We start from the raw sequence: 16,304 nt of genomic DNA, 5'->3' as shown, positions 1-16,304 counted from the left end.
ATTATTTCCCCCTTACAATAGTTCCGATATTTTCGCCTAATACTGCACGTTTAATATTTCCTTCTTCCATAACTGAGAAGACAATAAGCGGAATATCATTGTCCATGCATAGTGATGAAGCAGTTGAATCCATTACTTCTAATCCTTCTTTTAATACATCCAGATAAGAAAGTGTTTCATATTTAACTGCTGTTGCGTCTTTTTTAGGATCGGCTGTATAAACTCCGTCGACGTTGTTTTTTGCCATCAGAATGACATCAGCTTCAATTTCTGCAGCACGCAGTGCAGCTGTTGTGTCAGTAGAGAAATACGGATTTCCTGTACCGGCAGCAAAGATGACAACCCGTTTTTTCTCCAGGTGTCTGATTGCTTTTCTTCTTATGTACGGTTCAGCCACTTGACGCATCTCAATGGAAGTTTGAACGCGAGTTTGAATTCCAAACGTTTCCAGGCTGTCCTGAAGAGCAAGTGAATTCATGACAGTAGCAAGCATCCCCATATAGTCTGCCGTCGCACGGTCCATGCCCATCTCACTGCCGATTTTACCGCGCCAAATGTTTCCGCCGCCGACTACAACAGCAACTTCAACATCCAGTTCTGCAATTTCTTTTACTTGTTTAGCAATGGATTGAATAACGGCAGGCTTTATGCCAAAGCTGTCGTTTCCAGCTAAAGCTTCACCGCTTAGTTTAAGTACAATACGATTATATTTAGGTTTACTCATAATGACCTCCAAGTCTTTTCCAATAGATCTAAGTACCGTGTAAATGATTTTTTAAAAAGAGGGAACACAGATGTGTGTTCCCTGTCTTTCATTTACTCATTTCTGTCTTCTGCTAAAGTTTTTGCTTCAGCAGGCGGAACAGACCTGATTATTTTTTGACTTGGTTCATAACTTCTTCAGCGAAATTATCCTGGCGTTTTTCAATGCCTTCGCCAACTTCGTAGCGAGTGAAGCTCTTCACTGAAGCGCCTTTAGATTCTACGAATTGTTTAACTTTTAAATCAGGGTTTTTAACGAAGCTTTGCTCAAGAAGGCAAATGTCTTCGAAGAATTTGCCAAGACGGCCTTCTACCATTTTCTCAACGATGTTAGCAGGCTTGCCTTCGTTTAGAGCTTGCTGAGATAATACTTCGCGCTCGCGAGTTACTTCTTCTTCGCTTACAGCGTCGCGTCCGATATATTTAGGGTTAACTGCAGCAACATGCATAGCAACATCTTTCGCAGTTTCTTCTTCTGTTGTTCCTTCAAGAACAGTTAATACAGCAATGCGTCCGCCCATGTGCAGGTAAGCACCAAATGCGTCGCTGTCTGTTTTTGTCACAATTTCAAAGCGGCGAAGCGTGATTTTCTCACCAATTTTTGCGATTGCAGCATTAATGAAATCAGCAACTGTTGATCCGTTGTCCATTGTTTGAGTCATAGCTTCATCAAGGTTTGCAGGTTTTTTAGCAAGCAAGTGAGAAGCAAGTGCATCAAGAAGTTCTTTGAAGCCTTCGTTTTTAGCTACGAAGTCAGTTTCTGAGTTTACTTCAAGGATAACAGCTTCGTTGCCTTCAGACTTAACAAGTGCTAAGCCTTCTGCAGCAACGCGGTCTGCTTTTTTAGATGCAGAAGCGATTCCTTTTTCACGAAGGAAGTCGATTGCTTTTTCCATGTCACCGTTTGTTTCTGTTAAAGCTTTTTTGCAGTCCATCATGCCTGCACCAGTTTTTTCGCGAAGTTCTTTTACCATTTGAGCAGTAATTGCCATGAGAGTTTTCCTCCTTATTATGTGGCCGTTATCGGCGTTATGTATTGTTTTCATTCATAAATGAATGCTGTTTGCTTTGCATGATTAAAAGGCGGCTCCTCCCGAAGAATGGAGCCTCTTTAAAAAAGGTGATAAAAGGCATTCCCCTCTTATCACCTTTACTTTACCTAATTAAGCAGTTGTTTCTTCACCTTGTTTTGTTTCAAGAATTGCATCAGCAATTTTAGAAGTTAAAAGCTTAACTGCACGGATTGCATCATCGTTTGCAGGGATTACGTAATCAATTTCATCTGGATCACAGTTCGTATCAACGATACCAACGATCGGAATGTTTAATTTACGAGCTTCAGCAACTGCAATACGCTCTTTGCGAGGGTCAATGATGAACAATGCATCAGGAAGACCTTTCATATCTTTGATTCCGCCTAAGAATTTTTCAAGACGCTCAAGCTCTTTGTTAAGCTGAACAACTTCTTTCTTAGGAAGTACTTCGAAAGTGCCGTCTTCTTGCATTTTTTCGATGTCTTTAAGACGTTTGATGCGCTTTTGAATTGTTTCAAAGTTTGTTAACGTTCCGCCTAACCAGCGTTGGTTAACGAAGTACATGCCTGAACGCTCAGCTTCTTCTTTAACAGAATCTTGAGCTTGTTTTTTTGTACCAACGAAAAGAATTGTACCGCCGTTTGCAGCAAGTTCTTTCGTGAATTGGTAAGCTTCTTCAACCTTTTTAACTGTTTTTTGAAGGTCGATGATGTAGATGCCGTTACGCTCTGTGAAGATGTAACGTTTCATTTTAGGGTTCCAGCGGCGTGTTTGATGACCGAAGTGAACACCTGCTTCAAGTAGTTGCTTCATTGAAATGACTGACATGATATTTCCTCCTAAATGGTTTTTGCTCCTCCGCACATATCATCTTTAGGCAAAACTGTTTTAAACAGCACCATTGCCCAAATCTATGGCGTGTGTATTAACACCAAAAATTAATATATCATAAGGATTGATCATAAGCAAGCAAAAATCGACTAGTTTTGACGGAATTTAAGCAAAAGCTCAACTTCTGTTTTCCCTTTATTTAATTCTCTCGCGATTTCCTCAGAAGAAAACCCTTTTTGATAAAGGGAAATGATCTTTTTCTCTTCTGATTCGGGGTGACCTTTTTCCATTAGATCTGATAACTCCAGCTGATCTTCATGGGCTATTTTTAGAACCGGAAAATCCGGATCTTCCGGTTCTGTCTCTGATTTTTGCGGGTGAGAGCTGTTTCTACCTATATTAATAGCTTTCTGCTGAGCCATTTTCATTCCGGCTATCAGTTTTTCATTCTCTTCCTTAAATTCAATCAAATAAGCTGCAAGCGACTGCTCTGCTTCTTCAAGCATGGCTGCTTGCTTTTCTTCTGATTGTTTAACTGATTGATATTTTAAATATAAAAGGGCAATAAAATAAAATCCTGCAGCATGGAGAATCATGCTGATGATCAATAGAACGGCTGTCATATATTTTTTTCACTCACTTGGTATAAGACTTATGCTGCTTCATTATTGAATGATTTTTTCAAGTAAATTTCTTAATTTGAACAGCGCTTTCGAGTGAATTTGGGAAATGCGCGATGTCGAAAGCCCCATCACTTGTCCGATTTCTGTAAGCGTCAGTTCTTCTTTATAAAATAAACTGACCACAAGCTGTTCTTTTTCAGACAGGCCGATGATGACTTCACTTAATTGCTGAATCAGCTCATCCTTCACGATTTTTTCCTCGGGAGAAACTGACTTCTCGTCTTTGAGAACCATTTTGGAATGGTGCTCCTGTTCATCGTGCTCGTGATTTTGGTCGTCTATAGAAAGAACATTCGCAAAGAAACCCTCATTCATAATGTGTGTTACTTCATCTTCTGACATTTCAAGGTCCTTTGCAACTTCGCGGGGCATCACGTTCCGCAAATACTTTTGCTCAAGACGCTCTATACTCGCATCCACTTTTTTAGCTTTTTCTCTAGAGCTTCTCGGCAGCCAGTCTTCTTTTCTGAGACCGTCTAAAATGGCGCCTCTTATCCGAAATGAAGCATATGTTTCAAACTTTAGATCTCTTTTGTAATCAAATTTTTCAAGGGCGTCATATAACCCGATCATTCCAATGCTCTTTAAATCCTCTTTATTCACTGATTTTGGCAGACTGACTGAGATGCGCTGCACATGATAGCTTACAAGCGGCATGTATCTCTTAATCAGCGCATCGCACGCATCATTGTCGCGGAAGTGAATCCATTTGTCCCAATGCTCTTGTTCTTCGATTTTTGCTGCTTGTATCATTTTTCTCCCCTTCTGATTTGTGATTTTTAACTTCTGGTGTGTTTTTTATATCGTTTTAGATCCTTGATTGACCGTTCTTATATGCAACATGCAGGTAGCGGGATCAAACTCGATTGTTCTCCCGCTGCTTCCCCCTACATCCATGCTGACAACGGGAATATGCAATTGATGAAGCTGTTCGAGTATGGCTTCAACATTTCTTGGACCGATGCGCATCGTGCTGTTTGCAGACTGAAATTGAAACATTTGCGCACCGCCTGCAAGTTTTGCTTTTAACAAACCTCGGCGCCCTCCGCATGAAATAATTTGTCTGATTAGTTCTTTGACTGCGGTGTCCGCATATTTAGAAGGATTTTGTACACCTGACTTGGCGAGAGCTGAATCAGGAAGCATGACATGCACCAATCCTGCTATTTTTCTGAACTCATCATAAAGAACAAGCCCTACACAAGAACCGAGGCCTGAAGTGCGAATCCACTTTGGCGGCTCTACAACATCTTTTTCCGCTATTCCGACTTTTACAATCTCCACTATTTGAGTCATGCTGTTATACTCCTATTGATTTGAAGAGTTTGTCAAAAGAGTCCGGGTCCGGCATCAGGAAAAAATGTCCTTGAATCACTTCTGTGCTCTCATCGCCGCTCTCTTGGATAGCCGTATCAATGACTATGGCGTAATCGCTCACATGCGAGAGCTCGATCAGCCCATGTGTAATGACGGCTGCGAACATATCAATGGAAAGGCCAGGAACTGATGGATAAAGACTGAGACCTGTAAAGTCTGACAATGCAGTCAAATATGATCCCGTCACGATATTTCCAAGCTCCTTAAGGGCAGAGGTTCCGATTTCTTCCTGTTCAATATTTTCTATGTTAAAGCCTGGATCCTTCGTCAAATTCCGGATGAATCTTTCAGCCTGTTCAATGGATAAGATAAAATACATGGAACCCGGCAGATCCCCCTCAATTCTTAAATAAAGGCCAGCCACAGCCATTTCTGGTCCGCCTAAACGTTCTGTAAGCTCATTAAATGAAAGCAGGCTGACATCAGGAATCTTCATTTCAATTCTTTTATTTAAAAGAGCCGAAAGAGCTGTAGCGGAATGACCTGCTCCTATGTTGCCCGCTTCTTTTAAAATATCTAAATGCAGAGCTGAAAGCTGATTGAAATCATTCATACACAAGATCCTTAAGATTGAAGGGCAAACGTTTTGTCTGCTGCCAATACTTTATTCAAATCAAGAATGATAATCAGGCGTCTGTCGATTTTAGCAATACCTTCTACATAGTCTGCCTCTACTGCACCGACAACCTCAGGAGCAGGTTCCACTTCATCCAATGCCAAATCGATGACATCATTAGCGGCATCGACGATCAATCCAACCTCAAATTGATCTAAAGAAGCAACAATGATCCTTGTACTATCTGTAAATGGTTTCTGCTCCAAATTAAATCTTGTGCGCAAATCAATAATTGGCGTGACAATACCTCTTAAATTGATAACCCCTTTAACAAAAGGCTCTGTTCCGGGAACACGTGTAAAGGTCTGTATTTTTTCAATAGAGCGCACTTTATCGACTGAAATTCCGTATTCTTCGTGATTTAATTGAAAAACAATCATTTTCATCTGTTTTTTGATTGTATCCGTCATTTCTACATCCCCTATTCGATAAATAAACTATTTGATAAGAGCGTTGCAATCTATGATTAAAGCCACTTGTCCATCGCCGAGTATCGTTGCACCTGATACAGCAAAAACGGAGTTTAGGTAATGACCCAGTGACTTTAGAACAATTTCCTGCTGGCCAATAAATGAACTGACTGTCAGTGCAGCCGTTTTATCCCCTTTTTTTACAATAACAATTGCAAGATGGGAGTCTTCTTCTTTTTCAGCCGGCACTTCAAAAACATCTGAAAGGGAGATAAGCGGAACAATTCTGCCTCTGAAGTCAATGACTTTCTGATTATGTGCACTCATGACTTCATCTTTGCTGATCACGGCCGTTTCAATGATTGAAGAAATCGGAATAGCAAATGTTTCATTCGCAAGCTTCACAAGCATGACTGATATGATAGACAGCGTGAGGGGAAGCTGTATGGAAAATAGGGAACCTGCGCCTTCTCTGGAATCGATTGAAATCGAGCCTCCAAGAGCTTCGATGGTGTTTTTGACCACATCAAGTCCAACCCCTCTCCCGGATATATCTGATATCGTTTCTGCTGTTGAAAACCCGGAAGAGAAAATCAATTCATAGACCTGCTTATCAGAAAGTGCCTCTGCCATTTTTTCTGATACTATTGCTCTGTCAATCGCTTTCTTTAACACTCTTTCTCTGCTGATGCCATTTCCGTCATCTTCAATCTCAATAAAGACATAATTTCCGCTGTGATAAGCTCTAAGGACGACTTTGCCTTCTTCGCTCTTTCCGTGCTTTAGGCGCGTTTCAGGCGATTCAATTCCATGATCAATTGCATTCCTTAAAAGATGTACGAGCGGATCTCCGATTTCATCAATAACAGTCCGGTCAAGCTCGGTTTCAGCACCGTTAATCTCAAGATTGATTTTTTTATTTAAGTCTTTAGCAAGCTTTCTGATCATGCGGGGAAAACGGTTGAAAACAGTCTCAACAGGGACCATTCTCATGTTCAGGATAATCGTTTGAAGATCTCCTGATATACGCGACATATGCTCCACTGTTTCATTTAGCTCGTTATTTTTCAGCTGCTTTGAAATCTGCTCAAGCCTTCCTCTGTCAATCACAAGTTCTTCAAAAAGATTCATGAGGCTGTCAAGCCTGTCTATATTCACTCGGATCGTTTTTGAACTTGCTTGTACGGCTCCATTAGAAACAGCTGCTTCATCTTTTGCAGCTATCTGTTCGGAATTTGCAGCACTTTCACCATATTGACCAGGTTCTTTTTCTATCAATCTTTCATCAATCGAAAGCGGAGATACTTCAACAGATTGAATTTCAGAAACCTTCATGATTTGTCTTTCTATCTCATTTGCAGATTCCTTAGTGACAAAAGCGAGCTGAAATTGCTGATCAAATTTTTCTTCTTCAAGCAAATCAACTGAAGGAACAGATTTTATGACTTCTCCAAGCTTTTCAGCTATTTCAAAAACCATAAAAACACGCGCTGCCTTCAAGAGACAATCTTCTCTTAATCGAATCGTCAGTTCATATGTATGAAAGCCTTGCTCTTTTGACTGCTGCAGGACAGTTCGTTCAAAATCATCGAATTCTTTCATCGTTGTGAGGGATGATTCTTCGTCTGTATGTTCCATTTTCTCATGTTCACCCGTTTCAATCTTTTTCAGCTTGGCAATCACGTTTTTAACATCTTTCTTTCCATCTCCGCCTTCAGCAATGGATAAAACCATTACCTCAAGGTCATCAACAGCCTGAAAGACGGCATCAAGCAGGACATCGGATACTTGCAGTTTCTCATTGCGGATGGCATCGAGCACGTTTTCCATCTGGTGGGTCAAATTAGCTAAATCACTGTAACCCATCGTCGCACTCATGCCTTTTAATGTGTGGGCTGAACGGAAAATTTCATTAACGATGAATAAATCTGCAGGATTTTTCTCCAGTTCCAGCAGCTTTTCATTACAAGACTGCAAATGTTCTTTACTTTCTTCAATGAAGACCTCTAAGTATTGACTCATATCCATTTAAGTTTACTCCCCTTAGCCTCGAATAAATTTCATAATAAAAGCAGCAATATCCTGTACATCTAAAACTGCATCAATTGCTTTTGTCTGAAAAGCGTTCTTCGGCATTCCAAAAACAATCGACGTTTTTTCAGATTCTGAGATGGCATGCAGATCTCCTGACTGCTTTAATTTCTTTAACCCTTCTGTTCCGTCTGCCCCCATGCCTGTCATAATAACAGCCACTTTATGAATATTTTCAAGCATGCTTATTGATTCAAACAGCGTGTCAACAGAGGGTCTGTGCCCATTCCGCGGATTTTCTTTATTCAGCCTGATGATTATCCCGTTTTTATCCCCTGCAATCTTCATGTGAAATCCGCCTGGCGCAATATAGGCTGTTCCATTTAAAGCAAGTTCACCATCTTCTGCTTCTTTCACATTTATGGCTGAAAGAGCATTCAGTCTAGCAGCCAAAGAAGAAGTAAATCCTTCTGGCATGTGCTGTACGATAAAGACCGGAGCTTCAAGATCTTCCGGCAGTCTTGGCAATACCTGCTGGAGAGCTCTTGGGCCTCCTGTGGAAGTTCCAATGCAGATGAGATGCTTACTGTTCCTGTGTACGCAAGTCTTAGTATTTAGTTTGATCGGTTCAATTCTTATAGAACTAATTTTTCTAACGCTTGAACGACTTGCCGTCTGTACTTTTTGAATTAATTCCTGTCTCACTTTATGGAGATCAAGAGATATCGCTCCCGAAGGTTTTGCGATAAAATCTATCGCGCCAAGCTGCAGAGATTGAATGGTATGATCTGCCCCTTCTTTTGTGGTGCTCGACAGCATAATGACAGGCTTTGGGAAATCCTCCATAATCCGTTTTAAAATCTGAAGACCGTTCAATCCCGGCATCTCGATATCCAGCGTAATGACATCAGGATCCAATTGGCCGATTTTAGACAGGGCATCTTGACCATTGCGCGCTGCAGCCACCACTTCTATAAAGCCGCTTTCTTCCAGAAAATCGGTGATCAGCTTTCTCATAAAGGCAGAGTCGTCTACCACCAGAACCCTAATCTTTGTCATTTAATAACTGCCTCCTCTGATGAATTGCGACATTTTAAAGAGAAACGAAGCAGTTTTTGGATGGAAAGCCGAGTCCTTTTTCCCCCGGCCCAAGAAATTAGCAGCAATCTCATGCAGCGCCCTGCTAGCGGCACTTTTGGGAAATAATAAAGTAAATGGAATCTGTCTGATTACAGCCTGTGAAACAAAACCGTCATCCGGCATCCATCCTGCGTATGACGATTTCATATCAAGAAACTGTTCAATCGCAGCCTGCATTCTCACAGATGTCTGATGTGCAGCTTTTGCATGATCAGCCTTGTTCACAACAATGGAAATCGGGATGCTTTTATCATTCATGCTTATTTGCTTGATGGCTGAATAGGCATCCGTAATGGAAGTTGGCTCAGGTGTAGTGACCATGATCAGCTCATCTGCTGACAAAACAAATTTCAAGCTTTCCTCTGTCATACCGGCACCCATATCAAAAATGATGTAATCGTATTCTTTAAACAGCGCTTCAAGCTTAGCGGAGAAAGAATCGAATTGAGCTTTCTCCATTTTGAACAAATATGATAATCCGGTTCCTCCGCATATATAATCAAAACCTCCAGGGCCAGTCTGTATCAGTTCATTTAGCTCTTTTTTTCGATTAAAAAAGTCTAGTATTGAACAAGAGCTAGATTGCCCAATAAGGATGTCAATGTTTCCATATCCAATATCCAAATCAAAAACAAGCACACGTTTTTCATTTTCTGCTAGCCTTATAGCGAAATTGATTGTGAAATTCGATTTGCCGACTCCGCCTTTTCCGCTGATGACAGCAATGGATTTTGCATCATTTTTATTCAGTTGCTGTAACTGCAGCCTTAACTGCTCTGCCTGATCCATTACCTCAAAATCTCTTCCGCTGTCAGTTTTGCGGTAGCCATCAGGATATCATCCGGAACGTTCTGTCCGTTCGTCATATAGGCAACGCCTTTATCAGCAGACAGGATAAAATCATACATCGATCCTTTTGAATGGGTTTCATCAAGCTTTGTAAAAATGATTTTATCGATTTGAATGGAAGAGAAATTATCATAGATTTCAAGCATGTCATTTAGTTTAGAAGTAACCGACAGCACGAGGAATGTTTCCACTTCTTCGGTGAAATCAATCAGTTTCTCTAAATCTGCTACAAGCTGCCGGTTCCTGAAATTACGGCCGGCGGTATCAATAAAAACCATATCCATTTCCTTGAATTTTTCTTTTGCTCTCTGAAAGTCTTCAAGTGAATAACAGACCTCAAGCGGTGCATTTAATATTTTGGCGTACGTTTTGATTTGTTCGATTGCTGCGATTCTGTATGTATCCACAGTGATAAAAGCAATTTTTTTTTGTTTTCTCAGCATGCTTTCAGCTGCGAGCTTGGCCAGTGTAGTTGTTTTTCCGACACCGGTTGGACCGACAACATTAATATATTTCTTTTGATAAGAGATTCCTCCAAACGCCAGGTGTCCCATCTTTTTCTCCATCACATTAACTGCTTCTGAATGTAATCCGGATGGATCTGTCGTATCACCAGAGAAGTCTGAAAGGATGTCAATTCTGCCTGAAGACCCTATTTCTTTTTCTTCAAGAAATTGATTCAGCTTTATCAGATGAGCAGGAAGATTCTTTTGCTGTTCATTCATATTTATGGATTTCACAAGTTTTTTCAGTTCAAGGACCTCTGACATCAGGGATTGCTCATGATTCATCTCATATGCCGGTGTCTCTGCAGGCTCGTCTTTTACATATCCGGTTTTCAAATGACTTCTATTAATCAGCGGATCCGGATCGTGCCCGGCGATCACTTCAATCTTTTTTTTCGTAAAAAGACCAAAGACTCCACCGGTATGAACGACCTTTGAATTTAAAATCACGGCATCATGACCGAGTTCACTTTTAATTTTTTTCATCGCTTCCTGCATATTTGGAGCTATATATTTTTTTACCTTCATGCGATATTCACCACCCCGACACTTTGAACTTCCACATTGGCCTCAAGCTCGTTATAGGAGAGCACAGGCAGCTGAGGAAAATAGCGGTCTATTAATTGTCTGACATACATTCTTACAGCCGGCGAACATAGAAGGATCGGTGACTGCTCCTGCAAAGCTAATTGTTCGATCTCTTTTGCAATCGATTCAATAATAGCTTGAGAGATGTCCGGTTCAATAGACAGGTAATTTCCATGCTCAGTTTGCTGCACTCCTTCTGCAACAGCTTTTTCAACTCTTCCGGAAAGAGTCACTACTTTTAGCGTTTCACCAGATGAATACTGGCTTGTAATTTGTTTTGCTAATGCCTGTCTGACGTATTCTCCTAATAATTCTGTATCTGACGTCATTTTTCCGTAATCAGCCAAAGATTCAAAAATCACCGGCAAATTCCGAATCGACACCTTCTCCTTTAATAGCTTTGCAAGCACTTTTTGAATTTCACCGATTGAGAGTGGAGATGGTGTAACCTCTTCTGCGAGAATCGGATATGACTCTTTCAAATGATCAATAAGCTGTTTCGTCTCCTGACGCCCAAGGAGCTCATGGGCGTATTGTTTTATCGTTTCAGTAATATGTGTAGAAACAACAGACGGAGGATCGACGACGGTATAGCCGAACATTTCAGCCGCATCCTTGTTTTCTTCATTAATCCATTTGGCGGGAAGCCCAAACGCGGGCTCGATCGTATCAATCCCCTCAATGGAATCATCTTCAATTCCAGGCGCCATTGCCAAATAATGATCAAGAAGAACCTCACCTTTGGCTACTTCATTTCCTTTTAGCTTTAGTCTGTATTCATTGGGCTGAAGCTGGATGTTGTCACGTATTCGCACAACTGGAATAACAAGTCCAAGTTCAATCGCAAGCTGCCTCCTGATCATCACAATCCGGTCAAGCAGATCACCTCCCTGATTCGTGTCAGCAAGCGGAATCAGACCATATCCAAATTCAAATTCAATCGGATCCACATTCAGCAGCTGTACGACACTCTCAGGTGTTTTCATTTCATCAATCTCGACTTCCTCTTCCACTTCTTCTTCTAATTTCAGCTGATCCTGTTTCGATTTAGAAATAAAATATCCTCCGAAACCAAATGCAGAAGCAATCGGCACTGTAACAAATAAACCAATCGGTGTAAATATGCCGAGCAGGAGAATGGTTCCTGCTGCGACATACATCATTTTCGGATATGCAAACAATTGACTTGTAATATCTGTTCCTAAATTGCCGTCAGAAGCAGCTCTTGTCACAACTATGCCGGTTGCAGTTGAAATAAGCAGGGCAGGTATTTGACTGACAATACCGTCACCGACTGTAAGCATCGTAAAGTGAACTGCAGCATCCCCAAAACCCATGCCAAGCTGCATCATTCCGATAATGATTCCGAAAATCATATTGATTATCACGATGATGATCCCTGCAATCGCATCACCCTTTACAAACTTGCTCGCACCGTCCATGGCTCCGTAGAAATCTGCTTCTCTGGACACTTTTTCACGGCGTGTGCGGGCCTGCTGCTCAGAAATGACGCCTGCATTTAAATCAGCATCAATACTCATCTGTTTTCCGGGCATCGCATCAAGAGTAAATCTTGCCGCAACTTCAGATACCCTTTCTGATCCTTTCGTGATAACCACAAACTGAATGATAATCAGGATAAGGAATACAACAAACCCAACTAATACATTTCCGCCTACGACAAACGTTCCAAATGTTTCAACAACACCGCCTGCTTCACCTTTTGATAAAATTGAACGCGTCGTGGATACATTCAGTCCAAGACGAAAGAGAGTGAGCAGCAATAATAAGGATGGAAAAATGGCAAAATCAAGGGGCTCCCTCATATTCATTGAAGTTAAAAGAACGAGAAGCGCGAGGGTAATATTTAACATGATAAGCAGGCTCAGCAGCCATGTTGGAAACGGAATAATCAGCATTGCAACAATCAATATTACACTTAATAAAACAGATAAATCTCGAGCTTGCATGGTTAACCTCTCTTTCAAACAGAACCAGTATCCTCTAAACTTTAAATCTTATTTTTCAGCTGATAAACATAAGCCAATATTTCTGCTATGGCTTTAAAAAATTCTTCAGGCACCGCTTTTCCGATTTCAACTTGATCGTAAAGCGCTCTAGCTAAAGGCCGATTTTCAACCATTGTCACTTCATTTGCTTTTGCCGTCTCTTTGATTTTTTGAGCAACAAAATCGACTCCTTTAGCTACAACGAACGGTGCATCCATTTTGTCTTCGTCATATTTTAAGGCGATAGCAAAGTGAGTCGGATTTGTAATGACTACATCTGCATTCGGCACTTCCTGCATCATGCGCCTTGCAGCCATTTCTCTTTGCTTTTGTTTTATGCGGGATTTTATTAAAGGATCTCCCTCTGACTTTTTGTACTCATCTTTAAGATCCTGCTTAGACATGCGGATGTTCTTTTCAAAATCGAATTTTTGATAAAAATAGTCAAGCAGTGAGAGAAACAACAGAGCGATGGAAGCGAACAAACCCATTTGAAAGGTTAGTTTTGCTATGAAGATGAATGATTTTTCTATTGTTATTTTTGAAAGTGACAGAATTTCCGCCATCTGAAACCAGATGACAGAAAAGGTTACAGCCCCGACAAATGATATTTTCAATATTGATTTAAGCAGTTCAACAATCGCGCGCAGAGAGTAAATGCGTTTGAAGCCTTGAATCGGGTTGATTTTCTCAAGTTTCATCTGAATGGCTTCTGTTGAAAATAAAAAACCGACCTGCATGTAGTTTCCTGCGACTCCTGCAACTAATGCAACCCCCATAACAGGAGCACTTATATAGGCTGATTCAATCACCATTTCCACCATCAGCTCATGAACATTTTTTTCTGTCAGATTCATTAAAATTGTCTCCTGCAATGACGCATTCATCATTGTAAGTATCCGCCCAAACATGAAAGGCCCGATAAACAGCAGGGATAAAAAAATGGACAGCAGGCTTATTGCCGTATTCACATCCGCACTTTTTGCAACCTGCCCTTTTTTTCTGACATCATCACGTTTGCGCGGTGTAGCTTTTTCTGTTTTTTCACCTGAAAAGAACTGCAGATCAAGTTTAAGAAATTCCATTTCATGCTCCTCCGATTAATTCCATTAAACTCCGCATCGTATAAATCATCGTTTCGAACACGTCCTGGATGAGCATAAACATTGCTCCCATTACCAATATGAGCATAATAAAGCTGACGCCTATTTTCAGCGGCAGTCCTACAACAAAAATGTTCAGCTGAGGCACTGTGCGCGCTACAATGCCAAGAGCCAGATCCACCAGGAACAGCGATGCCACAACAGGAAAGGACATTTGAAAAGCGATCAAAAACATCGCACTAAATGATTTTGTGATCATTTTGGCGATATTCCCATCTCCAAAAGGAAAAGCAGCACCCTCAAGCGGAATGTATTGAAAACTGTAAAAAACACCGTCCAGCAAAAGATGATGGGCGTTTACACTCAGCATGAAAAGCAAGGCCAAAATATTCAGGAACTGACCAATAAGCGGACTTTGCGCCCCTGTTTGCGGATCGATAATATTGGCAATGGCAAAACCCATTTGAAAATCAATCAAGCTTCCTGCTATTTGGACAGCAGCCATCATAAGATAGGCAGAAAAACCGATGAAAAGACCGATCATGACTTCTTTTACTGCAAGGAGTATAAATGCTCCGTTCAGTTCCATCGGTTCTGGATTTATTGCAGTGAATACAATAAGAGATAGAAAAAAAGAAAAACCGATTTTATGCACAGTTGGAATCGTGCGATATGAAAAGAGCGGCAGTGTGACAAAAAAGGCACTCAATCTCGCAAATATAAGCAAAAATGCCGGAAAACTTTCAATTACATTCATGCTTTAACCTACAAATCTATTAAGATTGCCGAAAATATCCTGTGCATACGATATGATGATTGACAGCATCCAAGGGCCGAAAAAGACAAGCCCAATCAGCACTCCCACAATCTTAGGAACGAACGCCAGCGTCTGCTCCTGAATTTGGGTTGTCGCCTGAAAAACACTGACAACTAATCCAATGACCAGGGCGATCGCCAAAAGAGGACCGCAGATGATCAAAGTTGTATAAATCGCTTTTTCAGCAATCGAAATGACAAATTCTGAACTCATATGTTTAATCTCCTACTCAGAAACTTTGAAGAAGTGATTTCACGACCAAATACCATCCATCTACAAGCACAAACAGCAGAATTTTAAATGGAAGTGAGATCATCACCGGCGGCAGCATCATCATTCCCATTGACATTAAAATACTTGCTACGACCATGTCGATGACTAAGAATGGGATAAAGATCATAAATCCTATTTGAAAAGCCGTTTTTATTTCACTGATGGCAAACGCAGGAACAAGTGCTGTAAGAGGAATATCTTCAACCGATTGGGGCTTGTCCATCTTTGCGTATTCAAGAAACAGAGCTAAATCCTTTTGCCTTGTATGCTTGCTCATAAATTCCTTCAAAGGGAGAGCAGCTTTCTCATAAGCTTCCTCGAGGTCAATTTCTTCATTAAATAAAGGCGTCAGTGCCTGCTCATTTATTTCTGAAAAAGTCGGGGCCATTATGAAAAATGTCAGAAACAGGGCAATGCCGATCAGCACCTGGTTCGGCGGCATCTGCTGTGTTGCAAGCGACGTTCTTACAAATGACAGGACAATAATAATTCTTGTAAAACATGTCATTAAGATTAAGATGCTTGGTGCGAGAGAAAGGACTGTCAGCAGCAGCAGCAATTTGACAGACGTGCTGACATTTTCTGCATCACTATTGCTGAATATTTCCACAAATTCATTCATTTTGTGTGATCCTTTCCAGCTATTTCCTCTAAGCTGCTTTGTCTTTCTTTTTTTAATTGCTCCAGCTGTTCTTTAAAGGAAAATGAATGCCCGTCCGCCATCCCATTATTTTTTTTACTAAACAATGGAGCTGATACGTTTTTAAGCCAGTCCTTCGTGTCGATTGCGGCAGCAAACCTCTGCTGATGTTCCTCAGTAATCTCCCGGCATTCATCTTCATCGTCAATCTCTTTCAGCAGCTGAACAGAATCTGAAACACCTACTACAAGGATTTTTTTTCCTACTTTTACTAATTGGATGGAACGATTCTGTCCAACATTTGTCCCGCCAAGGTTTTCAATGTAGTTTGATGAAGAAGTGAATTTGTTTCTTTTACTCACAAATCTCAGCAGTATGTAAATTAAAAATATGATAAATGCAGTTGCCAGGATCATCTTAATGAAATCCCATGCTGTCACTGATGTTTCAGAAGCTTGGTATCCAACATCCGATTTCCCGCTGTTTTTTTCACTCTTGCTGTCAGCCGTTTTTTCATCTGAACCGACCCAGTCTGCCACAGATTCAGTCCCCTGCTCCGCATGAACAGCTGACTCACTATGCGGCAGCAGGAAAAGAAGAAGAATCACAGCTATTGGTATCCATTTTATTTTCAC

18 protein-coding genes are annotated in these 16,304 nt (G+C 40.9%); all 18 read right to left on the bottom strand.

Going from position 1 to position 16,304, the window contains the following annotated elements; genetic code table 11:
- Position 1: 1 nt before the first annotated feature.
- Positions 2–724, bottom strand: coding sequence for a UMP kinase (pyrH, locus tag AC3ISE_RS09830; RefSeq protein WP_430005804.1), 723 nt, complete (start codon positions 722–724; stop codon positions 2–4).
- A 148-nt stretch (positions 725–872) separates the two neighbouring features.
- Complete coding sequence (tsf, locus tag AC3ISE_RS09825) at positions 873–1,754, bottom strand: translation elongation factor Ts (protein ID WP_133311043.1); 882 nt, start codon at positions 1,752–1,754, stop codon at positions 873–875.
- 171 nt (positions 1,755–1,925) lie between these two features.
- The gene (gene rpsB / locus AC3ISE_RS09820) at positions 1,926–2,624 is read right to left on the bottom strand and encodes a 30S ribosomal protein S2 (RefSeq protein ID WP_029281282.1); all 699 of its coding nucleotides are present in this window, start codon (positions 2,622–2,624) and stop codon (positions 1,926–1,928) included.
- Between the two features lie 152 nt (positions 2,625–2,776).
- Complete coding sequence (locus AC3ISE_RS09815; RefSeq protein ID WP_489224044.1) at positions 2,777–3,250, bottom strand: hypothetical protein; 474 nt, start codon at positions 3,248–3,250, stop codon at positions 2,777–2,779.
- A 42-nt stretch (positions 3,251–3,292) separates the two neighbouring features.
- Complete coding sequence (locus AC3ISE_RS09810) at positions 3,293–4,060, bottom strand: FliA/WhiG family RNA polymerase sigma factor (protein ID WP_489224304.1); 768 nt, start codon at positions 4,058–4,060, stop codon at positions 3,293–3,295.
- A gap of 48 nt (positions 4,061–4,108) precedes the next feature.
- Complete coding sequence (locus tag AC3ISE_RS09805) at positions 4,109–4,606, bottom strand: chemotaxis protein CheD (RefSeq protein WP_489224043.1); 498 nt, start codon at positions 4,604–4,606, stop codon at positions 4,109–4,111.
- 4 nt (positions 4,607–4,610) lie between these two features.
- Complete coding sequence (locus tag AC3ISE_RS09800; RefSeq protein ID WP_489224042.1) at positions 4,611–5,240, bottom strand: chemotaxis protein CheC; 630 nt, start codon at positions 5,238–5,240, stop codon at positions 4,611–4,613.
- Between the two features lie 11 nt (positions 5,241–5,251).
- Positions 5,252–5,713, bottom strand: a complete 462-nt coding sequence (locus AC3ISE_RS09795) for a chemotaxis protein CheW (protein WP_489224041.1) — start codon at positions 5,711–5,713, stop codon at positions 5,252–5,254.
- Between the two features lie 27 nt (positions 5,714–5,740).
- Positions 5,741–7,741 (bottom strand): chemotaxis protein CheW, encoded by a 2,001-nt coding sequence (locus AC3ISE_RS09790; protein WP_489224040.1) that lies wholly within the window; start codon positions 7,739–7,741, stop codon positions 5,741–5,743.
- Positions 7,742–7,756: 15 nt separating this feature from the next.
- Positions 7,757–8,803, bottom strand: coding sequence for a protein-glutamate methylesterase/protein-glutamine glutaminase (locus AC3ISE_RS09785; RefSeq protein WP_489224039.1), 1,047 nt, complete (start codon positions 8,801–8,803; stop codon positions 7,757–7,759).
- The gene (locus tag AC3ISE_RS09780) at positions 8,804–9,673 is read right to left on the bottom strand and encodes a MinD/ParA family protein (protein WP_489224038.1); all 870 of its coding nucleotides are present in this window, start codon (positions 9,671–9,673) and stop codon (positions 8,804–8,806) included.
- Positions 9,673–10,767, bottom strand: coding sequence for a flagellar biosynthesis GTPase FlhF (flhF, locus tag AC3ISE_RS09775; RefSeq protein ID WP_489224037.1), 1,095 nt, complete (start codon positions 10,765–10,767; stop codon positions 9,673–9,675). Before flhF ends, AC3ISE_RS09780 begins: the two co-directional genes overlap by 1 nt.
- A complete protein-coding gene (flhA, locus tag AC3ISE_RS09770; RefSeq protein ID WP_489224036.1) occupies positions 10,764–12,797 on the bottom strand; it encodes a flagellar biosynthesis protein FlhA in 2,034 nt (677 codons plus the stop codon). The genes flhF and flhA overlap by 4 nt, the downstream gene beginning before the upstream one ends.
- Before the next feature lie 41 nt (positions 12,798–12,838).
- Positions 12,839–13,921 (bottom strand): flagellar biosynthesis protein FlhB, encoded by a 1,083-nt coding sequence (gene flhB, locus AC3ISE_RS09765; protein ID WP_489224035.1) that lies wholly within the window; start codon positions 13,919–13,921, stop codon positions 12,839–12,841.
- A gap of 1 nt (position 13,922) precedes the next feature.
- Complete coding sequence (gene fliR / locus AC3ISE_RS09760; RefSeq protein WP_489224034.1) at positions 13,923–14,696, bottom strand: flagellar biosynthetic protein FliR; 774 nt, start codon at positions 14,694–14,696, stop codon at positions 13,923–13,925.
- A 3-nt stretch (positions 14,697–14,699) separates the two neighbouring features.
- Positions 14,700–14,969 carry a flagellar biosynthesis protein FliQ gene (gene fliQ, locus AC3ISE_RS09755; RefSeq protein ID WP_070877263.1) on the bottom strand — a complete coding sequence of 90 codons (270 nt, stop codon included), beginning with the start codon at positions 14,967–14,969 and terminating at the stop codon, positions 14,700–14,702.
- Between the two features lie 16 nt (positions 14,970–14,985).
- A complete protein-coding gene (fliP, locus tag AC3ISE_RS09750; protein ID WP_133311055.1) occupies positions 14,986–15,651 on the bottom strand; it encodes a flagellar type III secretion system pore protein FliP in 666 nt (221 codons plus the stop codon).
- Complete coding sequence (gene fliO / locus AC3ISE_RS09745; protein ID WP_489224303.1) at positions 15,648–16,304, bottom strand: flagellar biosynthetic protein FliO; 657 nt, start codon at positions 16,302–16,304, stop codon at positions 15,648–15,650. Before fliO ends, fliP begins: the two co-directional genes overlap by 4 nt.

The organism is Metabacillus sp. KH_069 (assembly GCF_057838075.1).
Note: the sequence above shows the minus strand (reverse complement) of the source record. Positions and strands in the feature narration are given on the sequence as shown.